This window comes from Roseburia sp. AF42-8 (genome assembly GCF_003435965.1).
Lineage (GTDB): Bacteria > Bacillota > Clostridia > Lachnospirales > Lachnospiraceae > Roseburia_C > Roseburia_C amylophila.
Genome location: NZ_QTVB01000017.1, coordinates 1 through 25,003, shown reverse-complemented (window position 1 = coordinate 25,003; position 25,003 = coordinate 1). Strand labels below are relative to the sequence as shown.

Here is a 25,003-nt window from a genome sequence, read left to right as displayed (position 1 = left end):
TCCAAACCGGTATAGTTTAAAACTGCTCATAAATAAACGCCGGTGCTGCAGAATCCTTTGCCAGCATAAAATGCATCCATAGAATCATCAGCAGCAGGTAAAAGAAAATCACTTTACCAAGAAATACTGCCTTCTCATTCTGTCTTATCTTTCCGATAAAATTCATAAATCGCTTCATTTAAATCTACCAGTCCTTTCAATGCTGGATGGGAATTATCCTCAAAGTAATACTCTGTATATTCATTTCCACTCAAATCGGCACACTGCACACCATAATCTTCTGCTATGCATCTTATCTTTTCATAAAATGCACTCCGCTCTTCTGCCGTCAGTTCCGTATAATCATACCAGTATCCATTAAAGGGAAGGATTACTACCAAAGGCTCTATTCCCTCCTCCCTGCAAATTGACAAAAAACATTCCAAATCCGAAAATTCCATGGAATCTAAGGTGTACTTCGGATTCTTATGTTTTCCATTGGCAATCAGCGTCTGGTACGTTCCTTTATATACGCTGTCAAACATGCCATAGTCGTTGCCATCCGAAAGCTTATGTCCTTCTGTTTCAGCTTCCTTTCGAAGCTGCTCCCAGGTAGCCTGTGACAGCTTTGCACCACTTTCCCTGCTCCTATGATTGCTGATTCCATCCATCAGTGCCTCTGCCATCACTTTATAATTATTCTTTTCTTCCAACAGTACCTTATGAAAATCTGCTTTTTTCTGCTCCAGCCAGCCTGGTTGTTCTGCTGTATTATCATCCTTCGGCTGATACCATTCCCTGGCTTTTTTTACTCTTTCTGACATGTTTTCATTATCTGCCATGATATTTTGCAGTCTGCCATTGATATAATCTTTGGTTTCCTGACTGATATCCGGATTTTCCAGCAATGCAATATATTCTTCTTCTGAAAAAGCAGCTTCAAACGCCGTGGATTTTACTCCATTTTCTTTAAACCACTGGGGCGAAACGATTAATACTGCCTTCTTATTGGCTGCCTGACTGCCCACCGCGCCCAGCGTAATGGCATGGGTCAGGCTCTGATACCCTGCTTTTCCTACATAAATGGGATCCATATCCGCACCATCAAAAATCGTATCTCCATGGAATCCACTGCCCTGTCCATGCCGCAGCTCCGAAGAGCCGAATATCAGCAATGCATTTTCATCGGCTGCCATCTTCTTTAATGTACTGCCGCTTTGGGATTTTGCATCACTGACCCAGGTGCCTGCTTTTCCCTCTGCCGAAAAACCTCTGCCGCTGTATAAATGCAGTCCCACTATCGTAAGTGCGCATAACAGCAGCGAAACTGCAAATGCTTTTATCGTTTTCATGCTTACTTCTCCTGTGCTTTCGCTTCTACCAGCGCAATAATTTTCTCCGGTGTATCCATATCCTCTCTTGTTACTTCCGATGGTGAAATTACAACACCAAGGTTATCCTCAAGTTCCACCAGAAGTGCTACAAAGCTTAAGGAATCCAGTAAATCCTCTTCAAAAAGATTCATCGTAAGGTCTTCCCGGATGCTGTCATCCTCACATACTTTTTCAATAATATCCAAAATCTTTTCTTTCATCTTATAATCTCCTTTTTCTCTTTCTATTTTTCTTTGCAAATGATTCTGCATCTAAAATTTTTCTTCTATATATAAGTTGGGATAACCTAAATTGTAATAAAATGTCCTGAGAAAATCAGGAAACCAAACATCACCAGATTTAATGTGATTCCCCATGATGCCAGTGCATACCAGGTTTTCTTCTTATATTTCTTATAGAACTTCGACTTCTTCTGATAGATTTCCGTAACTGCCAGCAATATGCCATGATAGAGTCCGTACAAAATATAATGCACCGTCAGACCATGCCACACACCCATCACCAGCATATTGATAAGAAAGCCTGCTGCTGCACCGTTTAATCTGCTTTTAAACCATTTTTTGTGCATGGATAACATCATAAATCTGGAAAAGACGAAATCCCGGAACCACTCGGACAGGGAAATATGCCATCTTGCCCAGAATTCTTTCATATCCCGGCTGATAAACGGTTTCTTAAAGTTATCCGGTACGCAGATGCCAAGCATATAGCCGGTTCCCACTGCCATCAGACTGTATCCCGCAAAATCAAAAAACATATAAAAACCATAGCTGTATGCATAACAAACCATATTCCCTGCTGTCTGGTTCATGAACTGGTTCATAATCTGATAGAAGAAATCCGCAAATACGAATTTATATGCTGCTCCTAAAACAAGCTTCTGTAAACCAATTCCAAACCGCTCAAGATATTCTCTTCTTCCCGGCACATTATGATAATCCTCCAAGAATCTTCTGCTCCGGTCAATGGGTCCACAGCTAAAGGTTGGAAAAAAGATTAAAAATGCTGAAAAATCAAGGATTTTCACCTCTTCTATGGTGCCATCATAAAGTTCAATGATAATCTGCACCACCCGGAACGTAAGATAGGAAATTCCGGTAAACTGAAAAAGATTCATCTCCTTTAACCATGGAAGATCACATAATTTACATAATGCAAGTGGCAGAATGGAAAGCAGCACAAAACTGCGATAAAATGCTGCCTTTCTTCCATATTTCTTTCTTATGTATTCATATCCTCTGACCAGCATCCACTCAATCAGAAAATATCCTGCAAAATACGCAAGCGCCGTCAGATTTCCGCCTAACACGCAGACAACCATTACACCGGATACGATAAGGTTATACCAGCGCAGGCTCCTTTCCATACAGCCAAGAATCAATGCGAAAAGCAATAACAGAATCAATGTGCCAAAGAATGGTGCTCCGCTGTAAAAACTCATTCTGCCAGACCTCCAAGATATTTTCGGTCTGCCTTGCCATGGTTATTCATTGGCATGTTTTCGATATATTTTATTTTCTTTGGGATCATATAACCCGGAAGGAATTCCTTCAGACCGTTTTTTACCTGTCTTGAAATCTCAGATGCTTTCTTTCCTGCCATCTGTGCTCCTGTCACAAATGCCGTCAGGCTCTTTACCTTTCCTTCTTCCAGATTCGGCACTACGACTGCATGGTCAATCTGAGGAAGTCTTACCATGTTATTCTCAATATCTTCAATTTCAATGCGGTATCCATGCAGCTTCACCTGCAAATCAATTCTTCCATTATAATAAAGCTGCCCGCCTTTTAAATATCCGGCATCTCCGGTCTTATAACCCCGGTAAGCTTTTCCATCAAGGATACAATGGAAAAATGCCTTCTTTGTCAAATCTGCTCTCATATAATAACCACAGCTTACCGTATCTCCGATAATAACAATCTCGCCCTGTTCTCCTTCCGGCAACACTTTTCCGGCTTTATCCCAGATTTCGATATAAGTTCCTGGCTTTTCATGGCCTACCGGAAGGGATTTGCCCCGGGCAATGGTCTCCTGCAATAATTTCTCTGTTATGGTCACATCTGTGACTGCCACCGTAGATTCTGTCGGGCCATAGGTATTGATAATGACTGCCTCCGGGAAACGTTCCTTTAACTTCTCTACCGTAGCTGTAGTAAGCACTTCCCCACAGAATAAGAAAAGTTTTAAGGCTTTGATCTTTTCCCCACAGAAATTCCGGTCTGCCAGACACATATCCGCAAAGGACGGTGTCGATACCCAGATTTCTATTTCTGACTGTTCTAAGAAGCCCAACATCTCACTATAGTCACTCTGCATCTTCTTATCCATGGTATAAAGCGTTCCGCCACAGACCAGGGAAGTATATAAATCCATTACCGATAAATCAAAAGAAAATGGTGCCTGATTCATAAAATGGGCACCGCCCTTTTCTTCCATGGTGCTGCCTAACTGCACCGACCAGTCAAGATAATGGCTGAGGCAGTCTCTTGTAATCTCTACGCCCTTAGGCTTTCCGGTGCTTCCGGAAGTAAATATGATATACCATACTTCATCTTTGGCCAGAGGCTGTAGCACATCGGTCTCGTTTGTCTCCTGTTTTACGATTTCTTCTATCTTCTCTTTTCCGATTACCATTCCGATTTCTGTCTGATAAACACCTTCTACCACAAAGGTCAGTTCCGGTTCTACGCTTAATACCGTCTCATCCACCCGGCTTACCGGAATGCAGATATCCTGCGGCACATAGCTTCTACCTGCCTTGGCACAGGCAAGGAAGCATACCACCATATACGGGTTCTTATGTCCATATACAATAACCGGCCGCTTACGGTTCTGGCTGTTCTTCGCAATCCATACTGCAAGCCGGTTGGAATATTCTTCTAACTCCTCATAAGTCAACTTTTGTTCTCTGCTTTGCACTGCACACCGCTTCGGATGTGTCAGGGCAGTTTCTCTGATGTTCTTTAAAATATCCATATCATCCCTCTTTTCTTTTTTCTAGGGACAACTATAGCACAATAAAATCACAAGAATATCACAGTTACGAATTCTTAAAGAACATTAATCTTTGCTTAGGCAGTTCTTAAAGAAATCTAAAACTTTCTACTTGGTTAATCTGTCTCAACAAAGTCCTGCTGCTTTATGAAATACTTTCTTCTCTTACCACGTTATGCTATACTGTGTTTGAAATTTATTCCTGATAAAAGGGAAATAGACAGAAAGAGAGGATTCGATGATGTTAGAATTCAGATATGACACTCAGCTCTTAATTGAAGGGGAAAATCTAAACGAGGATGCAATTAATGATTACTTTACTGAAAATTTCAAAGGAGACTGCCTTCTGGCAGTTGGTGATGAAGAACTGATTAAGATTCATTATCACACCAACGAGCCTTGGAAGGTCTTAGAATACTGCGCAGGTCTTGGTGAAATCTATGACATTGTAGTAGAAGATATGGACCGTCAGGCACGGGGGCTTCAGGGTTAATCTACACTTGACATGAACTGCATTTTTATATTATTATAGTTCTTGTCTTGCGGGCATGGCGGAATTGGCAGACGCGCTAGATTTAGGTTCTAGTGGGAGACCGTGCAGGTTCAAGTCCTGTTGCCCGCAGTCCAACCACAAAAACGGTTCAGGAATTATCCTGAACCGTTTTTTATTATGCCTTCACAGGTATTTCCACTACTGCTTCCCAGTCTCACAGATAGAAGAAAGATTTAAGCTGTCATAAATCACATGGCTTTCTTCTTCTGAAAAATCTCCCCGCAATGTCAGAACGAAATCACTATATTCCGTAATCATGTGGGCATAGGTAATCGTATAGCCGCTGTCTGCTGTTTGACTGGTAATGGTCAGTGTCACACCATCTGCTGTGGTATAAGTACCGGTGCTGTCATAAGCTTCTTTAAAAATATAATCATCCTCATTTGTTATATCCGATACTTCATACTGGATAGACACCGCCTGACTGTCTCCCTTCCGGTAACTGGCAAAGAATGCTCCCCGGGAAAAAGTGTCTGCATCCCTGGAATCATAGCAAAGCTGACAGGCTTTTTCACTCCAGAGTGTTGGATAATTTGCTTCTATATAAGAAAGGTCAATGCCAATATTCTGGTCTTTAAAAGCATCGCTTAATTTCGGATAGACATAACCCACCTCTATTTTGCCATCAATCTTTTCTTCTGCCTTCAAGCTCCATAGATCATCCTTGGTTCCTTCGGTAACGGTTCCAACGAAATCAGAAGTTTGAATAAATTCCTCTGTCCGGTCGGTCACCTTGCTGTCTGCAAAATCAAGATTTTCTCCTGAAAATTCTTCATAATGAATCGTTGTCTCTGTGACATTTTCCATAAATTCCGTTTCATTATCAATAATAGCAATCTGTTTTTGTGCAAGGATCCGCTCTGCCGCATATACACCACAGCCGGTGACTAAAACAAGAAGTGCCACAGCCGCTGCTGTCTGTGCCATTTTCCATGGTTTCTTCGTTTCTTTCTTCCGCATAGGTACAACCTCCTTTTGGGTTGACTGGTTTAAAATCCTCTCGTTGAGTTCTTCCGAGGGAATATCAGTTGCTATAAGGGAGTTGTGTAATAAATCATCTAAGGTTGGTTTCATATGATAAAATCCTCCAATTCCTGCTTCAGATATCTACGTGCACGCATCAGTTTACTTTTCACATTACTGATAGAGAGGGACAGCTTTTCTGCAATCTCAGCCACCTTGAAATCTTCCATATAATATAGAAGAATCACGATGCGAAGCTGCTCCGGCAATTTGTATACAGCCTTCCACACGGCTTCCTGCTCTTCTTTGCTTACCATATGCTGCTCTAAATTTTCATCTGCCGAAAATGCTTCCAGTCCCTGCTCCTTCGATATGGGAATCTCCGCTGCGATTCGCTTTCGCCAGGCAAATTTCCGCTTCCGGTTCTGCCAGAGCTTTATGGTAATTCCAAGCAGATAGCTTTTGACATTTCCCTCTTCCTTCCAGTCCTCCTTCTCACACATTGCAAGAAAGGTATCCTGATAGAGTTCTTCTGCCTGTTCCCGGTTCTGTGTCATCCGGATACAAAAAGAATAGATGTCCGTTCCGTATGCCTCAATGTAATGTTCCAGTAATTGTTTGTTCATGTTTCCATTCTCCCAGACCGCGCCGTCATTTGTTTTGGGATGTTTCCCTTACACCTATATATTGTAATAACAGAAGAAACGGTTGCAGTGAAAGTTATTTTTTATTCTCCCACATGACGAATCCGCTCTACCAGAGTGCCATCTCCTTCCATAAATCTGCCTGCTGCCAACGGTACGAAAATGCACAGTGCAAACAGTGTCACTATCATGACAACCACCGGAATGACAGGAATGGAAAATGCTACCTTATGATAATTCATCCGCTGAAACAACAGCACATCAATGCCAAGTCCCACCGTTGCCGTCAGGAAAAGCGAAATTCCCGCATAATACATCCCTTCTGTCAAAAGCAGCCTGCGCTGTTGTTTTCCGGTCATGCCAATGCTTTCTAATATTGCAATTTCCCGCCTTCTGCCGGATATACTGCCAAGCTCTGTATTAATATAATTCATCACACCGATAAATCCCAAAACTATAGCGATTCCCATTCCTAGCTGCCACATCTTCTGTTCTGCCGGCTTCTGCTCTTTGATACCCTTTAACTTGCTGCTCCAGGTAATATTTTTTGCATCCTTAGATCCTGTATCAGCTCTTTGACTTTCTTTTCTGTTTCCTTATCGTATTCCTCGTCATAAATCACCGATACCTTGTATGTCCACAGGCTCTCTGCCTTATCCTCTAAAAAAGAGTCACTGACTAAAATTATAATCGTCGGTCCCATAGCATTCGGGCCAAGATACGGACTGTCATCCTCCTGTATTCCCGCAACAGATAAACTTACCTCGCTGGGTCCACGATATGGGCTGTCATCCTTCTGCAGCCCTGCAACAGATGTGCTGTATTTCTTTGTTTCCTGCCCCGGAAAATAAAAGCTTATTTTCTTATTTTTGACATCCGCATTGGTATATCCCATATATTGCTGGCATAAAAGGCAGCTTTCCCCTTCCAAAAATGATTTTTCATCAATTGCCGTTTCGTTCTGCTGATTGATATAATGAAATGTTTTTTCATCGATTCCAACCACCAGCGCCATAAAATCTTCCGGATTCTGCTGATATTCTTCTCTTACATCGTCATATTTTATATACATCCACTGGTCATAGAAATCACGCATCCACTGATCCGAAAAATCCGGCTCCCAGGGTACGACGATTGTACTGTAATCTAATTTGTGGATTTCCTTTACTCCATCTATTTTGGAAAGTTTATCACAAAATGTGTCATCGAAAGACTGTTTCCAGTCTGATGTATCAGCCACCATACTCTTATTGGTCAGTTCCATATCAGCATCCATATATTGTAACTCTGCCGTCCGTTTGCTCTGACTTCCCGCCAGCGTTACCACACATAGAAATACAGTCAGACTGGTTGATAGCGAAAGGATGACAAGGATTGTTTTCTTCTTCATACGGCACAGCTGCTGCCATGCCAGACGGTAAATAATATTTTTCCCGGTTCGTTTTTTCTTTCCGGTATAGACTACCTTCGAAGTCTGATATCCCAGTGCCTCCATGACAGAAATGCGCTCTGCTACTCTTACCGGCTTACGGCTGGCAATATAGACGGTTACTGCCATAATAGCAATCGTCAGCACCAGAAATTCCGGTTTTATCGTTACAGCCATCTTTTCTGAGCGAAGTCCCAGTACCCGGATTGTTCCGGGAATCACAAGATAGGACGTCAGAAATCCTAAAACTATTCCCATTAAAATTCCGATTCCACTTAGAATAATCTGTTTCTGCCACAACAGCCGGTGCATCTGGCTTTCTGTCATTCCAACAGCACGAAGCAATCCATAATAGCGGATATTATCTTCTATGGATAAATACATGATATTGTAAATCAGTAAATAGGCACTGAGGCAGGTTAACATAATGATTCCTATCATTCCAAGAAAAATTCCCTTTACCTTATCACAGTCCCACGTTGTCTGAATGTTCTGCTTCCGTTCCAGATTTAATTCTTCTTTCAGCCGGTTCTCTATCCGGTCTGATGCAAACCAGAAGCGATATTGATAGTAGAGAATGCCACAGCCATAGTCTGCCTGGCTGTAGCCTGCCTGTTCAAACACCTCTTCCGTCACGAAACAGTTGGCAGTTTCTTCATAGTCATCTATGATGCCCGTAATTTTCATGGGCTTTTCTACCTGGGTTCCATCTTTCTTCTGATAGCTTAAAAGCAGCGTATCTCCAATTGTAAGATTTTCCAACTTCCGCTTTTCCAACAGCGTCTTTGTAACCATCACCTCATCGGCTGTCTCAGGATACCTTCCCTCCTGATGCAGAATGCCGGGCTGATGCATTTTCTCCCGGTAATTTTTATCCTCATATATGATAGAAATATTCTTTTCACCGATGTTTCCCAGCATAAATTCTGTAATTCCAACTACCTCAATACCAGGATCTGCTTTTACTGTTTCTTCCTGCTCCTTTGTAACTCCACCCATCAGAATTCCATCATAGAGTTCCCCCACAGAATGCAGCCGCCAGACATACTGCATATGCATGTAGGAAGCCCCTGTCTGCATAACCGTAAACAGCATCAGCACCGCCAATACAATTGCCACAAGATACAGGCTGTTTTTCTTTCTGTTGCTCCTTATGGAACGGACTGCCATCTTACGGATGACAGCCTGATTATTATTTTTAAGCATAGAGCTTTCGTTCCTTCCTGATTTTCCCATCTTCCATGTATACAATCCGGTCTGACAACTGCGCCACGTCCATGTCATGGGTAATCAGAATTGTAGTCTGCTGATATTTTCGTGCCACTGTTTTTAACAATCCCATAACATCATGGCTGGTCTGTGTATCAAGATTTCCCGTGGGTTCATCCGCTAAGAGAATAGCCGGCTTATAGGATAATGCCCGGGCAATTGCTGTTCTCTGCTGCTGACCGCCGGATAACGTATCCGGCAGTGCATCCCGCTTATCTTCTATTTTCAGTTGCCTTAACAATTCTTCTATATATGCCTTGTCCACATAACCTCCATCCAGCTCGATGGGCAGCACAATATTCTCATACACACTCAAATCAGGAATCAGGTTATAGCTTTGAAATACTACACCAACCTTCCTTCTTCGAAAGACTGCCTGCTCTTCCCTCGTCATTGATGCAAGGCTTTTCCCATCAATATAGACTTCTCCGGATGTTGGCACATCCAATGCTCCTAACATATGCAGCAGCGTACTTTTCCCGCTTCCGGACTTTCCGGTGATTGCCACAAATTCTCCCTCTTTTACGGTAAGGTTCACTCCATCTAAGGCCTTTACCGTATGGGTTCCCAACGGATAATATTTCTTTAACTCCTCTGTCCGTACTACTTCTTTTATTTCATTGGCAGATAAATGCAAAATTCTGCCCCCTTTCCACTTTCTGAATGCACTTCCATATAGCCGTCCTGCATCGTCACAATCTTTCGTGCCAGATACAGACCAATCCCGATTCCATCCTCATCATGGACTTCCGGTTCCCGGTAAAACCTTTGAAAAATCTGTGCCTGATGTTCCGCAGGGATTCCCCTTCCGGTATCCCGGATGCTGATTTTTCCAAAAACCTCCTGTTCCATTACTGAAATATAGATGCTTCCCCCTTTTGGAGTATATTTCACTGCATTCTCTAAAAGATTAAAAATTGCTTCCTGTGTCCACTTGGCATCGCAAAACAGTTTCAATGTCTCCGGGCAGTCCACATGGACAGAAATCTCTTTTGCTTCCGCTCCCGGTACCACTGCCGCAACCGCTAGTCCTAACACTTCAAAAATCTTTGTGTCCTTTTCACATATTTCTATGATTCCGGTTTCCAGGCGCGAAAGCTTCACCAGACTCTGCATCAGGAAATCCAGCCGTTCTGTCTGTTTTATCAGCTTTCCAATACACTCCTGCCGCCGCACCTTATCTTCCTGTTCCTCTTCTAAAATTTCCAGATATATTTTAATATTCGCCATTGGCGTTCTACCCTGATGGGAAATATCAGAAATCAACTCTTTTATCTGTTCTTTTTCCTTATGGCTCTGTCGGTTCTTCCTGTTCCAAACATCCATAAGCTCCTGCAAATCCTGATAAATCTTATCCCAAAGGCTGTCCTTAAACTCCGCTTCATTTCCAATGTCTTCGCCTGCTTTCATCAGCGTCAGACACCGCTGTAGTTCTTCCGTAAAATCATAGATTTCCTTCTTCTGCCGATACAGTCTGACTAGAAGATAACTTATCACAATGCCACAGCCTGCTATTATTCCTATCGCAACCATTGATATCCCATCCCATATACATTTGAAATATATTTGTGTTCCGCATCCTCTATCTTTCCACGGAGCCGGTTCACATTGACTGCCAGTGTGTGTCGGTCCACATATGCTTCATCACAGTCCCACAATTGCTCTAACAGCACATTATAAGAAAGCAGCTGTCCTGCATGTTCAATAAATAAGCGTAACATCCGAAATTCTGTAGGTGTTACCATGCACTCTTTCCCCTCTATTTCTACCTTGACCCGGTCAAAGTCTATCCGCAGATATCCATCTTCATAAATATTTCTTGGATTTTCCGTCTCCCGTTTTAAAATGACCGCTATCTTCTTTAGCAGAATATGTATGGAAAATGGCTTTGTCACATAATCCTCTGCTCCCAGTTCATACCCGGATAATACATCTTCTTCCAAATCTCTTGCCGTAAGAAACATGGTCTTCACTTTCCTGCGCTCCATAATCCATTTACAAAAGCCAAAGCCCTCTCCATCCGGAAGATTTACATCCAGTATCATAAGCGAATATTCCTGCTGCAAACCCGCAAGCTTTGCCTCCTGAATGGAATAGGCACTTTCTGTCTCATACCCTGCCTGCTGCAGTGCAAAGCAAATTCCCTGGTTCAGTTCCCGGTCATCTTCCACTACTAATATTCTATCCATCTTCCCTAAACATCCTTTTTCTTATCTGTTGTCATTCGTTTTTTTCTTTTCTACTTTTCCCCGGTTCATTCCTATGTCTCATTATACAAATGCTTCCTACGTCGCGCAACGAATAGATTGTCACAGTTTTGTGATAAATGATTGAGGATAGAAAAAAGCAGGAATTACACTTTCATAATCCTGCTTTCTACTTTATCAATATTTCTTTGTCAATATTTCTTTTTCAATCTTCTGTTATTCTGTTACTTTTTCAATCCTTCCGGAATCGGTCTTCTTTTTGCGCTGAATTCACTTACATCAATCCGAATCACATTGACAATGGATACCAGTTCTTCATTAAAAGTAAAATCGCCTCCGGTCTGGCATTTCATCAAAATGGAAAGTGCCTGCATTTTCTCATTTACATCCTCTACGATAACAGCTTTCCCTTTTCCCATAACACAGGAATAGGAATTACCATACTGACATGCCACCTTTCCTTCAAATGGCACCACATCACACTCCATTTCAAAGCATACCTTCGGATTCTTCTCTATCAAATCATACTTATAACCCTTCTTTGCTCCATGAAGGTAAATCACCATTTTCCCATCTTCATAGGTATAGCCGTAATTCATCGGTAACACATAAGGCTGGTCACCATCCACAAGTCCCACATGCACAATCTTGCAGGCATCCATAATCTTAAGGATTTCATTTATATCTGTTACTTCACGTTCTCTTCTTGTCATGCTTTTTCTCCTCCAAGTACATCAAACATATCTTTCTTTTCTTCTATACACTGTAATAAAACTGCTAAATATTCGTCTTGTTCATTAAACTCTAATTCCATTTCTCCATTTGGATCATAACCAAAAATACCTTCATACTCTTCTCTTGCTTTTTTTAATTCACCTGTTTCTTTTCCATAATACATTATTTCATCTTCCTTTCAATCTTTATATGTTTCTCCAAAGATTTTTGAAAGCCTTCCTAACACCTCATTGTCTTAATCATAAAGCATTCTACCTAATTACGCAAACGCTTCTTTTTCTCCTTTTGAAGATGAAATGAAGACGAAGATATTCAAAAATGCCCTTGAAGATGTGGTGAAGATGAATATTTGGGCTTACTTAGCACTGCTTCCGATTACTCACAAAAATGGCGGAAACACTGTATTTATCAGTATTTCCGCCATTTTTAACTACTGAGACATCGGGGATTCGAACCCCGGACAACTTGATTAAAAGTCAAGTGCTCTACCAACTGAGCTAATATCCCATACATATTTAGTTCGATAAGTGCTCTTTCCAAATCCTTTTGGAATCCTTCAAGATACATCACAGCTTAACTGGGCTAGTTGGATTCGAACCAACGTATGCAGCAGTCAAAGTGCTGTGCCTTACCGCTTGGCGATAGCCATCAATTTTACAAAAGATGCTCTAACCATCGCATCAAGGTGGATACAGGGATTCGAACCCTGGGCCTCCAGAGCCACAATCTGGCGCGCTAACCAACTGCGCTATACCCACCATAAGATTCCGGCCATCAGGCGGTCTCTCTTCCCTCTTGGGAAAATGTGCTCGAAGGGATTCGAACCCCCGACCCACGGCTTAGAAGGCCGTTGCTCTATCCAGCTGAGCTACGAACACATATCTAATTTTCCAATTAGAAAGCGGGTGATGGGAATCGAACCCACGTATCCAGCTTGGAAGGCTGGTGTTCTACCATTGAACTACACCCGCATGAAGTCGGGGTGACAGGATTCGAACCTGCGACCTCCTGGTCCCAAACCAGCGCTCTAGCCAAGCTGAGCCACACCCCGTCAACGCTATTTAAATTTCTTTTTCCGTGACGCAAGACATATTATATTATAGCATATACCAATTGTCAACATTTATTTTCAAATTTTTTCAAAAAATTTTTACAACTCCGAATCTTGCCCCAATTTATAAAGGTTTTTTTGATTTTTCTTCTTCAGAAAGATATTTGAGCTGATAGTCCGGAGTACCATTTGCGTCGATTTCCATCACGATATAAGACGGCAGATGTCCATCCTGACGAGGATATGATGTGCTGCCCGGATTCAATGCCACTACACCATGATCCTTTTCTATAAGCGGTCTGTGGGTGTGTCCGAACATTACAATATCCATGCCTCTTCCCCTTGCCTCTTTCTTGATATCCTCCAGGCCGGCAGAAACATAATAGTAATGTCCATGGGTAATCAATGCCTTTAATCCTCCGATTTCAATTTCCTTTTCTTTCGGAAGTTCAGAGAAAAAGTCATTATTTCCTGCCACAATGTCCAGTGGACATCCTGCCAGTTCCGCAATATAGTCCTCATAACCTTCTGCATCTCCCAGATGAATCATACGGTCAAAAGGTCTTTCTTTTTCCATAATCGTTATCAGATTTTCATGTTTCTTATGGGTATCACTTACTATCAATACTCTCATCTTTTATCTTCCTTTATGATAAACCTTTTCCCATGAGTGCTTCTTTCATTGCGCGTAATGCTTTTCCACGATGGCTCATTTCATTCTTCTTATCCGGTGGCAAGCTTGCTGTGGAGCAGTTATATTCATCCACATAAAAGATTGGATCATAGCCAAATCCATTTTCACCCTGAGGCTCAAATCCAATATATCCCTCAATTGTCTCACGGGTTACCAGTGTTTCTTTATCCGGTAATACAGCCGCAATTGCACATACAAAGCGTGCGGTCCGCTGTTCCTTTGGTACTCCATTCAGACGGTCCAAAAGATTCTGGTTTTTTATGGTATAAGAGGTATCTTCTCCCATATAACGGGCGGAATATACACCCGGTTCCTTATTCAGATAATCAATTTCCAGACCAGAATCATCAGCTAAAACAATAGCATCTGTATATGCTGCCACAGCATTTGCCTTAATCAGTGCATTTTCTTCAAAAGTAGTTCCATTTTCTTCAATATCCACACTGATTCCGGCTTCTTTCATAGAAAGAATCTCTACATCAAGATCCGATAAAATCATGCGGATTTCTTTCATCTTGTCCTTGTTTCCTGTTGCAAATATTATTTTATTCATCTTAATATCCCTCCTGAAATGCCCGGTAAATTGCATTATAAATTGCCTGTGCTGCCTCTTTCTGATATGCTTCATCATTCAACCGGTTCAGTTCATCCTGATTTGTCATAAAGCCTACTTCTATCAATGCTACCGGCATCTCTGCTGTTCGTATAATATAAATCTCGTGTCCTTTTACAATTCCCTTACTGGTACTTCCTAACGCCGCTGTCATTTCTTCTAAGCAAATCTGGGCTAACTGCATACTTCCATTTTCCTCAGATGCCTTCTCTTCATCATACATGACTGCTGTTCCGTTGATACTGGACATTCTTCCGCTCTTGGTAGAATTATTATGTACGCTGATAAAGAGGTCTGCCCCGGCTTTATTTGCCATATCTACACGCTGTTCAAGACTTGGATTGCTGTCATCCGTTCTCGTATAGTAGACTCCGACGCTCTCATCTCCTGCTTCATCAAATAATTCCTTTACTTTAAGCACTATAGCAAGGTCAATATCTTTCTCATTAATGCCCTGCTTTGTAGCTCCCGGTGCATTTCCACCATGTCCTGCATCTATTACCACAACTTTATCATAGACTTCATGTGGTGTCAAAAAATCCATATAAATATAATGCTCGTCAGATGTCTTTTGTAATTCCACCACACTATCTAAAGAGATCTCAATTACACCATATTCCGGCTCACTTTCATAAGTCAGATTATCTATATGATAGCTCTTTCCTATCATGGGATAGTTATAAAGATAATTCTCATCTGCTCCCGGAATTTTAATGATAATGGTCTGGGTCAGATAGTCATTTTCTACGCTGACATCTTCCGGTGTCACATTTTCCGGTAACGCAATACGAAGCTGCTGGTCAAAGCTGATGCCCTCCTGGCTGTCTACATTTGCCGTATTATACTGCAGCATTTCCAGCGCATCCATATTTTCCTTGCGCTCGATGGCTTCCTGTGCCCGAAGTTCCCTGTTTTCCTCTGCCCGGATATGAAGTTGTGGAAAAAACAGCAGCGTTCCTGCCACAATAATGCTTATGGCAGTAATAATCACGGTAGCTGCTTTAATAACTTTCTCTTCCATCCCGCTCTGACTTACCTTTCTTTTGCATATGCTTTTATACAAAGATTTGCAGACTGGGTTTCTTCTACATTTTCCCAGTTTTTGCCGTTGGTACTGATATATCCCTCTCCATCGGAAAGATCTACGTTTCTGGTTGATTCATCTGCCTTATATTCAATTGCCATTGGATGCACGGAATCCGGAGTCTTTATCATCAGTACAATGGCAAATTTTTCTCCCTTGTTCACTGCAATTTTCTTATCAAAAGTAACGGTATAGAAACCTGCATTATCAAACTTTCCGGAAGCTACTTTCTGCCGTTTGGACAGACTTTCCCTTCCATCATAGTCCTTTACTACATATACTTCATATTCCGTATTTTTCCCGGTTGCATAGAAGCCTGCTGCCTCTAAATTTTCATTGCTTTCCGCTGTATATACATTTGCTCCATAAATGGTATCACGGTTGTATCCCAGCTGACCGACCCAGCCACATAAATCGGACTGATAAATCATATCATAATTATCGGTATCTTCTACTCCGGTATAAACCAGATTGTGAATTCCTACATTGGTATCATAATAAGAGACATAGAATACTCCATTGTCTCCAAAATCTTTTCCCCAGCTGTTCTGGCAGATAAATGCACCGTCTCCCTCTAAATCTCCCGGGAAATTCTCTTTCGCATAACTGTCATCCCAGCCAATAATCGCCACATCATGATTCGGCTTTTCTGAACCAACATAGCAATAAGAATTGGTCTCCTGATTAAAATATTCGGAACGGCTGTTGACATTCTGCAATGTACTGTAAATAGAAGTCTCGACTGCACCATATTTAAAAACTGCCTCTTTAATCTTCTCCAAATCCTTGCTTTCAATAATCTGTGCTTCCTGCACATGTTTGACCGGAGCTAAATTCTTTGTCAGCTCACCGTCATATGGGTCGTCCTTTTCCAATACAGGACCCTGCCATGCAGTCAGATATGCCAGACTCATAGTATACTCCCCACCATCATTCTGTCCTAAGCCAAAACTGTTTCCAAGACTCATGTTATCGGTGGAAAATATATCATTTTCTTCCGGAAGCAGCATGGATTCCAGTGCTGCCAGAGAAGATGCAGCCCAGCAGGTTCCCTTATTTCCCTGGTTCTTCACCTGCGGTGCTCTTCCTTTCTCCCGCAAGTCATAATGAGATGGCAGAATGCTTGTCTCAGAAGAAGTATTCACCACCACTGCTTCATTTTTATTAACATCCCATGCATAAGAATAACCAAGCTTCGAGGCAATGACCTCTGCCGGCACATAATAACGGTCATCAATCCGTGTCAATGTAGAAGAAAATTTCTCCTTCTCATCATTTATCTGTACTTCCTGGTCATCTAAGCTCATCCACAAGCTGTCTGAATATTTTTCTATCAAAAGAGCCGTGTCATCGTAAAGATGCACGCTGCAGTTATAACTGTCCCGGATCAAGTCCAATGGTACCATCAGATTCAGATTTTCATCCATATAGATTCCATTGTCCTTGTTGGTATATACTTTATTATCAATCGCTACCGTAAGATTCTTCTCATTGATGCTTTTTGCAATCAGAGGGTTCCAGTCGCTGCTCTGCAAATCTGCACCACGGAACTGTCCGATTTCTTCGGTTACACCCTTAAAATTGGCAAATTTCAGTATCAATGCAAGAACTAAAAGTAACGTGAATACTACATATCTCTTAGAATAACGTACTTTTTCCCTCACTCTTTTGTCCCTTTCCGTTTTGGTGGCTTCGGTCCCATGAACTGATAGAAATATGTCTTTAACATTCCATTATAAATCTTGCGGTTTTTATCCGGTTTTCTTCCGATATCCTTTGGTGCATTCTCATAGCTGGTAATCAGGTACATAGACCATGAATCCAGCCTTCTGTATGCCTCACCAATTGTCCGGTATAATTCCGGCAATGCCGCCTTTTCTTCCAATCGCTCACCATATGGCGGATTGGATATGATAAAACCGTATTTTTTCGGATGGTTCAACTGGCTTACCGGTCTCTGCTGGAAATGAATCATGCCATCCACACCGGCACGCTTTGCATTTTCTCTTGCTGCACGCACAATTTCTTCATCAATATCATATCCCTGGATATCCACCTTAATATTGGTATCCACCATTTCCTGGGCTTCATTTACTGTATCGTACCAGAGCTGACGCGGTATCAGGTTTGTCCACTGCTCTGCTAGGAAACTACGGTTCATGCCCGGTGCTATATTGGCTGCAATCATTGCTGCTTCAATCGGAAATGTTCCACTTCCGCAGAATGGATCTACTAAAATTCTGTCCTTATTCCATGGTGTCAGCATTATCAATGCTGCTGCAAGGGTCTCTGTGATTGGTGCCTTACTGGTAAGAGTCCGGTAGCCTCTCTTATGTAAAGATTCTCCGGAGGTATCTAATGCTGCCATTACTTCATCCTTCAACAGGAAAATTCGTACCGGATAGGATGCACCACTTTCTTCAAACCAATTGGTATGATATTTCTGTTTCAGCCGTTCTACCATTGCCTTCTTAACAATAGACTGGATGTCTGACGGACTGAACAATTTACTCTTTATGGAAGAAGCCTTGGTGACCCAGAATTTACCATTTTCCGGAATATACTCTTCCCATGGAAGTGCCTTGATTCCTTCAAATAATTCATCAAATGTCTCCGCTTTAAATTTTCCTACCCGAAGCAGCACACGCTCCGTTGTACGCAGGAAAATATTTGCACGGCAGATTGCCTCTGCATCACCAATGAAAGTCACTCTTCCATCTTCCACCTCTGAGATTTCATATCCCAGATCATATATTTCTTTTTTCAAAACTGATTCTAAGCCAAAATGACATGGCACTGTTAATTCGTATGTTTTCATATGTTCTTTCTCCATTATCACTACTATCTTATCTGTTCTAAATGACACTGTCAATGTTCTTTTCTATCCATTTAGTGCATTTAGGCCTCCAATCAGAGTATATATCTGATATCCCTGCCGCGTCAGTCTTTTTGCTGCATACATACTTGTATTTCCATACTCACAACACAGCAGTATCTTGCGATTTTTCGGCAGCTTATGCTCCCAGTGTTCTATCTCATCATAAGGATAACAATGGGCATTTCTCAAATGAAATACCTGAAAATCCTCCCTGCTTCTCAAATCAACAATATATATCTGTGGATCATCTTTTAGTTTCCATAATTCCGCTACACTGATAGCCGTAAATCTCATATGCCATCTCCCCCAAAAATCTCCTGACTTTTTCTGCTATGAAAAAACAGATTACAAAGTGTTCCTTGTAATCTGTTTCTTATTTTAATATATGCAGTTTTTCAATAAGATTGACCTAGTAATTGCATTTGTTGGATGTCTTGTTATCCGCCTTGTTATCACTTCTGTTGCTGGTCCTATTGCCTGCTTTGTTGCCGGTTTTGTTATCCGCATTTTCAAAGTCATTATCAGCATTCATTGTGCGGTTTACATTGCTTGTTTTGTTTTTTGCATTATCTGCATTTTTTGCCATAATATCGCCTCCTTTTTTTATCAGATACTTTTTCTTTTGATTCTCTGATACAGTGATATTATTTCTTAATTTCTTATTATTATTCTCATTTGCATTGCATTTTAAAAACTTTTATATTATAATTTTTTTCGTATAAGAATTGTTTTTTTATACAGTTATACCCCTTATTAATTATTTATACTCCCCTCAAGAAAGCACAGGAATCCTAAGATTCATGTGGCTTTCTTATTTACACGAGTAGCTCGCAAAACGTATTTCTCGTAGTTATTGTTCTTTACATATTATAGAAATTCATATTTTCCTGCAGTTCCATATTCATCTCGCCGCCGTTCTTCTCATATCTGGTACGGAATCCATCGATATGACGCAGTTTACGTTCCTGGAATATTTTAAACCGGCTGATCATATCCTGATACATCGGGTTTGCCTCTAATGCATCCCTGTATTTCTTGGCAAACGGACAATAACGGAACAGAATATCCCTTGCTACACGGTTCAGGCGGAAACTGCCGCCTGCCTCGTATTTAATCCATCCGATATAATCAGAAATAAATACTTCACGATAGTTATTCTTTGACTTCCAGAGTGTATTCTTAATCTTCTCCTTTGCCTCTGTGGATAAATCACGGTTTTTCCGATAGTACTGGATATAATCACAATATTCTGAAGTAAGGGATTTCTCTGTAATATCATTCCAACGCATTCCCTGTATCTTACGGCACATTTCCCAACGGAATCTTCCGCAGGTCTCTATCATCATATCCTGCAGGCTGTAGATAGTCATAACCGGGAAAACAAATCGGGCGGATGTATCACGTTTTACTCCGGCAGTCTCCTGCCACATCATTGCTTTCATTCCCACATTCGGCATCAGAATAACATCTGGAAATACTTCTTTTTGCACCGGTTCAGCATTTACACCATGCATCGGATCTGAAAAAATCACTTCACGGTAGAACAACGAATAATCAACTTCACGGACTTTTTTGATTGCCTCCTCAATCCGCTCTGCAGTCACCAGCATCTTCTCTGTTTCCTGCACCATGTCATGCTTGCTCAGAATCGGACAGAAGGTACTTACTTTTCCATAAGTTGCCCGGTTCGTTGACACAAACATATTATTCATCTCATATTTGGTCTTTTCCCAGCAGTCTGTTTTCAACCGCTCCATTCCTGCTGCATCCAGCTTACCCATCCGCTTCTGCTCTGCCAGATATCCATTATAATCCAGGTCAAATTCATTCCGGCTTGGTTCATTCTTTCCTTCATAGATGCTCTTTAGCCACTCAAACATGGTATAGACATGGTCGCTTTTACACTTGAACAGTTTATCTGTCAAATCATAAAGTTCATTAGCGGTATCTTCTCCTACCATTCCCACATCCATAAATCCAAAATTCAAAAACATCTGAATAACCGGGTCTAGGTCATCCGCATCTTTCATGGCATGCTTAAATACATTTTTATAAGTAGCATAGAATAATGCTGTCAACTCTTTCCGAAGTTTTCTCGTTTTCTCATCATTATCAAAATTATCCGGAATTGCATCATATTCATGCATTTTGCTTCGAATTTTATGTACATCCTCTGCTGCCACTCCTGCATATTCTAAGATATGTACCAGACAGTCCTCTGTTTCTTCTTCCTCTTCTCCATCGGTTTCCACATATTCCTGTTCCAGTAAATCTTCCGTTCCCTGAACCAGCTTATCCTCTGCCTGCGGCTTTGGTACTTCACCAATCAGTTCTCCTGCAAAGTTATATATTGCATCTGCCTTTATCTTTATATTGCTAAAATCATAAGTCTGATATTCCGTAATTCGTTTGTCCCGTTCTCCTGCATCTCCCAGACGGTTGTCCTTGATAAACTGTAACAATGGCTCTATTGCCTGTCGTATTTCCTCGATGTCAGCTCCACTTGCTGCTGCACGGGCTGCCATGTCAAAATAAAGCTGTAATAAATCCATTCGATTGGTATCCAGATACAGATTTACATGCTCCTGTAAATATTCTTTTGCATGGTCAATCTCTCTTACCGCTTTGCACATAGCTCTTGCTGCCTGCATAATCTGTCCCGTCAGCAAATCCTCTTTCTGCTGAAAGAAATCCATAGTTCCACTATTCCCAAGTTCTGCCAGTTCATGGAAATAATCCGCTTCCCATTTCGGTGCCATATTGGTTCTTACATAAGGCTGCAGGCTCTCTATTCTCCGGAAACTTTTCTCCTGAATGCAATATTTTCTACATAACTCCTGATATTTCTGATACATTGCCAGTGCAAAGCTATAATATTTTTCTGTACTGTTTTGAAATCTCTGGTTTCGTCCAAGCATATGGTCCGCCTCACGAATTGCCACAGATAAAAATGCTGCTGCATATTTCGGCTGACTGATAAATATCTTACCAAAGTCCTCCGGAACATGATAATGAAACGGATAAAGTGTTACATCATCCGCTGCCACATAATCTGCTATATATTCTTCTTCTGCACAATCCATCAGACCTATTATATTACCGCTTCCAATCTGCACTTCTTCCAGCTTAGACACCTGTCTCACTGTTCCATGAATTACCATATACAGTGCATTTACCGCTGTTCCATGCTTGATAAAGCATTTCCCTGCCGGGACCTTAATCATTGCCATAACACAAATTCCTCTGTTATTTCTATATTAAAATTACTTTATTATACTTGCTTATTAAAATCTTTTGTTCATACCCATTGCTATAAATAAAAAGAAAATGATTGCTACCGGAAGCAGAACCGGAAGTAAAAATGCAACTACCTGTGCAAGCAGAATTATAAGCAAAATTACAAACAGAAATACTGTCGCTAATATAAGCCAGATTCGAATTTTAATCTTCTTAAAAGAATACTCTCCGGAAGCTGTTTCCTGCCCATCCATTCCCTTTTGTGGTTCTGCTGTAGTTTTCTCTGCCGTTGCATTTTCTGCATCAATTATGCTTTTTGCAAGAAGTCTTGGATTTCCTAATTCTGCAATTACTTCAGCCTCCGTCTTTCCTTTATGAGATTCTGTAAGAATATATTCTTCATAATAGCGGAGATTATCATTCACCGCCTGCTGGCTTACCCTTCCCTGCAAAGCCTTTCTTAATTCTGTTAGGAATTCCTCTCTTGACATTTATTTTCCTCAACTCTTCTATTCCATTACTTTTTTGTTTTATTTTTTTATATAGTAGGAATTAGTTATTCTTCCGCTATAAATCAAATAATCAATTCCTACGCTTGTGCCAGAACTGCTCTCACGTTTAATCCAGTCTCCGTCACGCGTATAAGTTCCTTCCGATACATCTCCATTATCATCCTGTACATAAGTTCCATCCGCTTTAAAGGTAATGGAATATACCACATTATTACTATTCTTAAATGTACAGGTAGCATCAAAAGTATCTCCATCCGGTATCTCACCTTCATATAAATAATCTTTTGCAATCAGGTATTTTCCCTGTTTTACAAGATTCTGTACATCGCCACCATCGGAGGTCAGTGTAAGCTTATTTCCATCCATGACAAATGTTCCTGATGCCAGCTCTACTGCCTTGTCTCCCACACTGATATTCTCTTTATAAGTATTATTCTTTTCATTAAATGTAATTTCAAAAACAGTCGATGAATTATCGCTTGACATAATTTCACATGAATAAGTTCCAAGACTTCCACTATCCTTTGTCTTTACAGCAATTACCGCTACAATGGCTACTACTATAATAAGCACTGCTGCAAGAACTGATGTAAGCTTTGCATTCGCCTTTTTACTCTCATTCTTCATTAATAAATCAGTCCTCTCTGAAAAGATTTTTCACTTCTATATCATATATTTTTTATGCAAAACTGTCAAGAAAATGTAGTTATTGCAAACATTTTTCGCCATTCTGATAGAAATTCTCCATCATCTCCCTGGTAAGACTGATTTTATCATCCATGCCTGCAACCTGTTCTCTTGGTACCCATTCAGCCAGTGAAAGTTCATTCTTATCTAAAGTAATGGCATCTGTTCCTTCCACTCTGGCATAAAATCCCATCAGAAGATTGGATTCAAAGCCCCATGGCTGACTCTTATAGTATACAATATCCTTTACTTTCAATCCTACTTCTTCCATGACTTCCCTGCGAACTGTCTCTTCCGCAGTTTCGCCAATTTCTGTAAAACCTGCAATCAATGCGTATTTCTTATATTCCCTGTCTGAATATTTTGTCATCAATATTTTATTATCGTATATTACTCCCACAATTACTGCCGGAGCAATTTTCGGATAAACCATATTGCCACAGCATGCACAACGCATCATCCGCTCCTTCGTATCCGGCTGCAATTCCTTTCCGCATCTGCCACAATAACGGTTATCCCGATACCACACATACAAATGATATGCCGTTGCCGCAGCAAAACAATCTTTCTTTGAAACTGTTTCCCGCAGGCTGCGAATCGTAACCCATTCCATATTTCCAATATTATGGTTCTGCTTTTTGCTCTGCCTATTGACCTGCTCATCAAGCTGCTTTTCTACCTCTTTTTCTGCTTCTTCCTTTGTCCATACATTCAGCAGATAATACTGTACATCATCAATAGAAAACAGATATTGCAATCTTTTGTTACCGAATCCGTCAGCCTCTTGTTCTGTCTCTTTTATAAGTTCTTTTGAAAACTCTTTTATATAGAAGAAACTGATTTTAGAATCTTTTTTTACCAGGAGTTTATTTCCCGAAAATAAAAATACGATATCCTTATCCCGGCATTCTCTCTGTTGATATTCATTGTGAAATTTCATTGGTGCAATATCCTGTATCATACCTGCGCCACCCTTTTTTATATAATAAAAAGACCCCAAATCTCTGCTAAACAAAGATTCAAAGTCCTTTTTCCACGTGCGTGAGAAGATTCGAACTCCCGACACCTTGGTCCGTAGCCAAGTGCTCTATCCAGCTGAGCTACACGCACATATTAAATTATTACATACCATCGGTATGAATGCCCGCGACCGGAATCGAACCGGTACTGTGTCACCACAACAGGATTTTAAGTCCTGCGCGTCTGCCAGTTCCGCCACGCGGGCATATGGGACCTACAGGGCTCGAACCTGTGACCCTCTGCTTGTAAGGCAGATGCTCTCCCAGCTGAGCTAAGATCCCAAAACGACCCAAGCGGGACTCGAACCCGCGACCTCCGCCGTGACAGGGCGGCGCTCTAACCAACTGAGCCATTGGGCCAAATAAATTTAAAATAAAAGTGGACCTTCGGGGACTCGAACCCAGGACCGACCGGTTATGAGCCGGTTGCTCTAACCAACTGAGCTAAAGGTCCATATAAAGCCGATGATCGGACTCGAACCGATAACCTGCTGATTACAAATCAGCTGCTCTGCCAATTGAGCCACATCGGCGTATGCCTTCTGCAGACTATGAACCCAGCCTTTCAGCCAATCTTGCAGTTTACAATCCATGAGTTTTCACCCAAGTGACTCCGACGGGAATCGAACCCGTGTTACCGCCGTGAAAGGGCGATGTCTTAACCGCTTGACCACGGAGCCATATATTATTTATCAATGTTGATAAAAACTCCCCGAGTAGGGCTCGAACCTACAACATCACGGTTAACAGCCGTGCGCTCTACCATTGAGCTATCGAGGATTATTAATAGGCTATGCTATTTTATAACATACCTTCAAAACTTCATACAGATTGTTTCCGAGTTGCTTTGGTCAAGCCCTCGACCGATTAGTAACAGTCAGCTCCACACGTTACCGTGCTTCCACCTCTGCCCTATCTACCTGATACTCTTTCAGGGGTCTTACTGTCTTATAGACAGGGACATCTCATCTTGGGGGGGGCTTCACGCTTAGATGCCTTCAGCGTTTATCCCTTCCGGACTTGGCTACCCAGCTATGGATTTGGTATCCAGCTGATGCACC

At 41.4% G+C, this 25,003-nt stretch carries 26 protein-coding genes, 15 tRNA genes and 1 rRNA gene; 2 read left to right on the top strand and 40 right to left on the bottom strand.

Annotated elements, in window-relative coordinates; translation table 11 throughout:
- Positions 1-16: 16 nt before the first annotated feature.
- The 5 genes from DW059_RS08870 to dltA form a co-directional block, all read right to left on the bottom strand.
- Complete coding sequence (locus DW059_RS08870) at positions 17-166, bottom strand: teichoic acid D-Ala incorporation-associated protein DltX (RefSeq protein WP_117698525.1); 150 nt, start codon at positions 164-166, stop codon at positions 17-19.
- Positions 135-1,331: a D-alanyl-lipoteichoic acid biosynthesis protein DltD gene (dltD, locus tag DW059_RS08865; protein WP_117698524.1), complete on the bottom strand. Its 1,197-nt coding sequence runs from the start codon at positions 1,329-1,331 to the stop codon at positions 135-137. The genes DW059_RS08870 and dltD overlap by 32 nt, the downstream gene beginning before the upstream one ends.
- Before the next feature lie 2 nt (positions 1,332-1,333).
- Complete coding sequence (gene dltC / locus DW059_RS08860) at positions 1,334-1,573, bottom strand: D-alanine--poly(phosphoribitol) ligase subunit DltC (RefSeq protein ID WP_117698553.1); 240 nt, start codon at positions 1,571-1,573, stop codon at positions 1,334-1,336.
- An 86-nt stretch (positions 1,574-1,659) separates the two neighbouring features.
- On the bottom strand, positions 1,660-2,814 hold the full coding sequence (dltB, locus tag DW059_RS08855; protein ID WP_117698523.1) for a D-alanyl-lipoteichoic acid biosynthesis protein DltB: 1,155 nt from the start codon (positions 2,812-2,814) through the stop codon (positions 1,660-1,662).
- Positions 2,811-4,349: a D-alanine--poly(phosphoribitol) ligase subunit DltA gene (gene dltA, locus DW059_RS08850; RefSeq protein WP_117698522.1), complete on the bottom strand. Its 1,539-nt coding sequence runs from the start codon at positions 4,347-4,349 to the stop codon at positions 2,811-2,813. The genes dltB and dltA overlap by 4 nt, the downstream gene beginning before the upstream one ends.
- A 259-nt stretch (positions 4,350-4,608) precedes the next feature.
- Here dltA and DW059_RS08845 point away from each other — a divergent pair, with 259 nt between their 5' ends.
- Together DW059_RS08845 and DW059_RS08840 are read left to right on the top strand one after the other, a co-directional pair.
- Complete coding sequence (locus DW059_RS08845) at positions 4,609-4,860, top strand: kinase to dihydroxyacetone kinase (protein ID WP_117698552.1); 252 nt, start codon at positions 4,609-4,611, stop codon at positions 4,858-4,860.
- A gap of 49 nt (positions 4,861-4,909) precedes the next feature.
- A tRNA-Leu gene (locus DW059_RS08840) sits at positions 4,910-4,989 on the top strand.
- A 69-nt stretch (positions 4,990-5,058) separates the two neighbouring features.
- On the opposite strand, the gene DW059_RS08835 is transcribed toward DW059_RS08840, so the two are convergent.
- From DW059_RS08835 to DW059_RS08670, 35 genes are all read right to left on the bottom strand, one after another.
- The gene (locus tag DW059_RS08835; RefSeq protein ID WP_117698521.1) at positions 5,059-5,880 is read right to left on the bottom strand and encodes a hypothetical protein; all 822 of its coding nucleotides are present in this window, start codon (positions 5,878-5,880) and stop codon (positions 5,059-5,061) included.
- A gap of 110 nt (positions 5,881-5,990) precedes the next feature.
- Positions 5,991-6,509 carry an RNA polymerase sigma factor gene (locus DW059_RS08830; RefSeq protein ID WP_117698520.1) on the bottom strand — a complete coding sequence of 173 codons (519 nt, stop codon included), beginning with the start codon at positions 6,507-6,509 and terminating at the stop codon, positions 5,991-5,993.
- A gap of 101 nt (positions 6,510-6,610) precedes the next feature.
- Positions 6,611-7,012 carry an FtsX-like permease family protein gene (locus DW059_RS08825; protein ID WP_117698519.1) on the bottom strand — a complete coding sequence of 134 codons (402 nt, stop codon included), beginning with the start codon at positions 7,010-7,012 and terminating at the stop codon, positions 6,611-6,613.
- A 35-nt stretch (positions 7,013-7,047) separates the two neighbouring features.
- The gene (locus tag DW059_RS08820) at positions 7,048-9,162 is read right to left on the bottom strand and encodes an ABC transporter permease (protein WP_158552091.1); all 2,115 of its coding nucleotides are present in this window, start codon (positions 9,160-9,162) and stop codon (positions 7,048-7,050) included.
- Complete coding sequence (locus DW059_RS08815; protein WP_330408355.1) at positions 9,155-9,862, bottom strand: ABC transporter ATP-binding protein; 708 nt, start codon at positions 9,860-9,862, stop codon at positions 9,155-9,157. The genes DW059_RS08820 and DW059_RS08815 overlap by 8 nt, the downstream gene beginning before the upstream one ends.
- Entirely contained in the window at positions 9,838-10,758 is a 921-nt protein-coding gene (locus DW059_RS08810; protein ID WP_022243469.1) for a sensor histidine kinase, read from the bottom strand. Before DW059_RS08810 ends, DW059_RS08815 begins: the two co-directional genes overlap by 25 nt.
- Positions 10,746-11,414 carry a response regulator transcription factor gene (locus tag DW059_RS08805; protein ID WP_117698517.1) on the bottom strand — a complete coding sequence of 223 codons (669 nt, stop codon included), beginning with the start codon at positions 11,412-11,414 and terminating at the stop codon, positions 10,746-10,748. The genes DW059_RS08810 and DW059_RS08805 overlap by 13 nt, the downstream gene beginning before the upstream one ends.
- Before the next feature lie 242 nt (positions 11,415-11,656).
- On the bottom strand, positions 11,657-12,145 hold the full coding sequence (locus tag DW059_RS08800; RefSeq protein WP_117698516.1) for a pyridoxamine 5'-phosphate oxidase family protein: 489 nt from the start codon (positions 12,143-12,145) through the stop codon (positions 11,657-11,659).
- The gene (locus DW059_RS08795) at positions 12,142-12,330 is read right to left on the bottom strand and encodes a hypothetical protein (RefSeq protein WP_117698515.1); all 189 of its coding nucleotides are present in this window, start codon (positions 12,328-12,330) and stop codon (positions 12,142-12,144) included. Before DW059_RS08795 ends, DW059_RS08800 begins: the two co-directional genes overlap by 4 nt.
- Positions 12,331-12,601: 271 nt before the next feature.
- A tRNA-Lys gene (locus DW059_RS08790) sits at positions 12,602-12,674 on the bottom strand.
- Positions 12,675-12,747: 73 nt separating this feature from the next.
- A tRNA-Gln gene (locus DW059_RS08785) sits at positions 12,748-12,816 on the bottom strand.
- A gap of 35 nt (positions 12,817-12,851) precedes the next feature.
- A tRNA-His gene (locus DW059_RS08780) sits at positions 12,852-12,925 on the bottom strand.
- 46 nt (positions 12,926-12,971) lie between these two features.
- Positions 12,972-13,045: transfer RNA gene (locus DW059_RS08775), tRNA-Arg, on the bottom strand.
- A gap of 22 nt (positions 13,046-13,067) precedes the next feature.
- A tRNA-Gly gene (locus DW059_RS08770) sits at positions 13,068-13,138 on the bottom strand.
- Between the two features lie 6 nt (positions 13,139-13,144).
- Positions 13,145-13,218, bottom strand: a tRNA-Pro gene (locus DW059_RS08765).
- 124 nt (positions 13,219-13,342) lie between these two features.
- Entirely contained in the window at positions 13,343-13,852 is a 510-nt protein-coding gene (locus tag DW059_RS08760) for a metallophosphoesterase family protein (RefSeq protein WP_117698514.1), read from the bottom strand.
- A 13-nt stretch (positions 13,853-13,865) separates the two neighbouring features.
- Positions 13,866-14,465, bottom strand: coding sequence for an XTP/dITP diphosphatase (locus DW059_RS08755; protein ID WP_117698513.1), 600 nt, complete (start codon positions 14,463-14,465; stop codon positions 13,866-13,868).
- A 1-nt stretch (position 14,466) separates the two neighbouring features.
- Positions 14,467-15,546, bottom strand: a complete 1,080-nt coding sequence (locus DW059_RS08750) for an N-acetylmuramoyl-L-alanine amidase family protein (protein WP_117698550.1) — start codon at positions 15,544-15,546, stop codon at positions 14,467-14,469.
- A gap of 11 nt (positions 15,547-15,557) precedes the next feature.
- Positions 15,558-17,273 (bottom strand): lectin like domain-containing protein, encoded by a 1,716-nt coding sequence (locus DW059_RS08745; protein ID WP_117698512.1) that lies wholly within the window; start codon positions 17,271-17,273, stop codon positions 15,558-15,560.
- A complete protein-coding gene (locus DW059_RS08740; protein ID WP_117698511.1) occupies positions 17,270-18,427 on the bottom strand; it encodes a THUMP domain-containing class I SAM-dependent RNA methyltransferase in 1,158 nt (385 codons plus the stop codon). The genes DW059_RS08745 and DW059_RS08740 overlap by 4 nt, the downstream gene beginning before the upstream one ends.
- Before the next feature lie 63 nt (positions 18,428-18,490).
- The gene (locus DW059_RS08735) at positions 18,491-18,781 is read right to left on the bottom strand and encodes a rhodanese-like domain-containing protein (protein ID WP_117698510.1); all 291 of its coding nucleotides are present in this window, start codon (positions 18,779-18,781) and stop codon (positions 18,491-18,493) included.
- A 115-nt stretch (positions 18,782-18,896) separates the two neighbouring features.
- Positions 18,897-19,073 (bottom strand): hypothetical protein, encoded by a 177-nt coding sequence (locus DW059_RS15915; RefSeq protein WP_022243479.1) that lies wholly within the window; start codon positions 19,071-19,073, stop codon positions 18,897-18,899.
- A gap of 274 nt (positions 19,074-19,347) precedes the next feature.
- On the bottom strand, positions 19,348-21,717 hold the full coding sequence (locus tag DW059_RS08730) for a Crp/Fnr family transcriptional regulator (protein WP_117698509.1): 2,370 nt from the start codon (positions 21,715-21,717) through the stop codon (positions 19,348-19,350).
- Between the two features lie 54 nt (positions 21,718-21,771).
- On the bottom strand, positions 21,772-22,215 hold the full coding sequence (locus tag DW059_RS08725) for a DUF1700 domain-containing protein (protein WP_117698508.1): 444 nt from the start codon (positions 22,213-22,215) through the stop codon (positions 21,772-21,774).
- Positions 22,216-22,254: 39 nt separating this feature from the next.
- Positions 22,255-22,863 carry a hypothetical protein gene (locus DW059_RS08720; protein WP_117698507.1) on the bottom strand — a complete coding sequence of 203 codons (609 nt, stop codon included), beginning with the start codon at positions 22,861-22,863 and terminating at the stop codon, positions 22,255-22,257.
- A gap of 79 nt (positions 22,864-22,942) precedes the next feature.
- The gene (gene nudC, locus DW059_RS08715) at positions 22,943-23,884 is read right to left on the bottom strand and encodes an NAD(+) diphosphatase (protein ID WP_117698506.1); all 942 of its coding nucleotides are present in this window, start codon (positions 23,882-23,884) and stop codon (positions 22,943-22,945) included.
- Positions 23,885-23,959: 75 nt separating this feature from the next.
- Positions 23,960-24,033, bottom strand: a tRNA-Arg gene (locus DW059_RS08710).
- A 31-nt stretch (positions 24,034-24,064) separates the two neighbouring features.
- Positions 24,065-24,148, bottom strand: a tRNA-Leu gene (locus DW059_RS08705).
- 3 nt (positions 24,149-24,151) lie between these two features.
- Positions 24,152-24,224: transfer RNA gene (locus DW059_RS08700), tRNA-Val, on the bottom strand.
- A gap of 4 nt (positions 24,225-24,228) precedes the next feature.
- Positions 24,229-24,302: transfer RNA gene (locus DW059_RS08695), tRNA-Asp, on the bottom strand.
- Between the two features lie 20 nt (positions 24,303-24,322).
- Positions 24,323-24,396 (bottom strand) — tRNA-Ile (locus DW059_RS08690).
- Positions 24,397-24,402: 6 nt separating this feature from the next.
- Positions 24,403-24,475 (bottom strand) — tRNA-Thr (locus DW059_RS08685).
- A gap of 75 nt (positions 24,476-24,550) precedes the next feature.
- Positions 24,551-24,622, bottom strand: a tRNA-Glu gene (locus tag DW059_RS08680).
- Positions 24,623-24,650: 28 nt separating this feature from the next.
- Positions 24,651-24,722 (bottom strand) — tRNA-Asn (locus DW059_RS08675).
- Between the two features lie 67 nt (positions 24,723-24,789).
- A 23S ribosomal RNA gene (locus DW059_RS08670) occupies positions 24,790-25,003 on the bottom strand; the annotation flags it as partial.

Excerpts from the sequence above, each read along its gene's own strand:
- DW059_RS08870 (WP_117698525.1), bottom strand. The coding sequence starts at position 166 with ATGAATTTTATCGGAAAGATAAGACAGAATGAGAAGGCAGTATTTCTT.
- dltD (WP_117698524.1), bottom strand. The coding sequence starts at position 1,331 with ATGAAAACGATAAAAGCATTTGCAGTTTCGCTGCTGTTATGCGCACTT.
- dltC (WP_117698553.1), bottom strand. The coding sequence starts at position 1,573 with ATGAAAGAAAAGATTTTGGATATTATTGAAAAAGTATGTGAGGATGAC.
- dltB (WP_117698523.1), bottom strand. The coding sequence starts at position 2,814 with ATGAGTTTTTACAGCGGAGCACCATTCTTTGGCACATTGATTCTGTTA.
- dltA (WP_117698522.1), bottom strand. The coding sequence starts at position 4,349 with ATGGATATTTTAAAGAACATCAGAGAAACTGCCCTGACACATCCGAAG.
- DW059_RS08845 (WP_117698552.1), top strand. The coding sequence starts at position 4,609 with ATGTTAGAATTCAGATATGACACTCAGCTCTTAATTGAAGGGGAAAAT.
- DW059_RS08835 (WP_117698521.1), bottom strand. The coding sequence starts at position 5,880 with ATGCGGAAGAAAGAAACGAAGAAACCATGGAAAATGGCACAGACAGCA.
- DW059_RS08830 (WP_117698520.1), bottom strand. The coding sequence starts at position 6,509 with ATGAACAAACAATTACTGGAACATTACATTGAGGCATACGGAACGGAC.
- DW059_RS08825 (WP_117698519.1), bottom strand. The coding sequence starts at position 7,012 with ATGTGGCAGCTAGGAATGGGAATCGCTATAGTTTTGGGATTTATCGGT.
- DW059_RS08820 (WP_158552091.1), bottom strand. The coding sequence starts at position 9,162 with ATGCTTAAAAATAATAATCAGGCTGTCATCCGTAAGATGGCAGTCCGT.
- DW059_RS08810 (WP_022243469.1), bottom strand. The coding sequence starts at position 10,758 with ATGGTTGCGATAGGAATAATAGCAGGCTGTGGCATTGTGATAAGTTAT.
- DW059_RS08805 (WP_117698517.1), bottom strand. The coding sequence starts at position 11,414 with ATGGATAGAATATTAGTAGTGGAAGATGACCGGGAACTGAACCAGGGA.
- DW059_RS08800 (WP_117698516.1), bottom strand. The coding sequence starts at position 12,145 with ATGACAAGAAGAGAACGTGAAGTAACAGATATAAATGAAATCCTTAAG.
- DW059_RS08795 (WP_117698515.1), bottom strand. The coding sequence starts at position 12,330 with ATGTATTATGGAAAAGAAACAGGTGAATTAAAAAAAGCAAGAGAAGAG.
- DW059_RS08760 (WP_117698514.1), bottom strand. The coding sequence starts at position 13,852 with ATGAGAGTATTGATAGTAAGTGATACCCATAAGAAACATGAAAATCTG.
- DW059_RS08755 (WP_117698513.1), bottom strand. The coding sequence starts at position 14,465 with ATGAATAAAATAATATTTGCAACAGGAAACAAGGACAAGATGAAAGAA.
- DW059_RS08750 (WP_117698550.1), bottom strand. The coding sequence starts at position 15,546 with ATGGAAGAGAAAGTTATTAAAGCAGCTACCGTGATTATTACTGCCATA.
- DW059_RS08740 (WP_117698511.1), bottom strand. The coding sequence starts at position 18,427 with ATGAAAACATACGAATTAACAGTGCCATGTCATTTTGGCTTAGAATCA.
- DW059_RS08735 (WP_117698510.1), bottom strand. The coding sequence starts at position 18,781 with ATGAGATTTACGGCTATCAGTGTAGCGGAATTATGGAAACTAAAAGAT.
- DW059_RS15915 (WP_022243479.1), bottom strand. The coding sequence starts at position 19,073 with ATGGCAAAAAATGCAGATAATGCAAAAAACAAAACAAGCAATGTAAAC.
- DW059_RS08730 (WP_117698509.1), bottom strand. The coding sequence starts at position 21,717 with ATGGCAATGATTAAGGTCCCGGCAGGGAAATGCTTTATCAAGCATGGA.
- DW059_RS08725 (WP_117698508.1), bottom strand. The coding sequence starts at position 22,215 with ATGTCAAGAGAGGAATTCCTAACAGAATTAAGAAAGGCTTTGCAGGGA.
- DW059_RS08720 (WP_117698507.1), bottom strand. The coding sequence starts at position 22,863 with ATGAAGAATGAGAGTAAAAAGGCGAATGCAAAGCTTACATCAGTTCTT.
- nudC (WP_117698506.1), bottom strand. The coding sequence starts at position 23,884 with ATGATACAGGATATTGCACCAATGAAATTTCACAATGAATATCAACAG.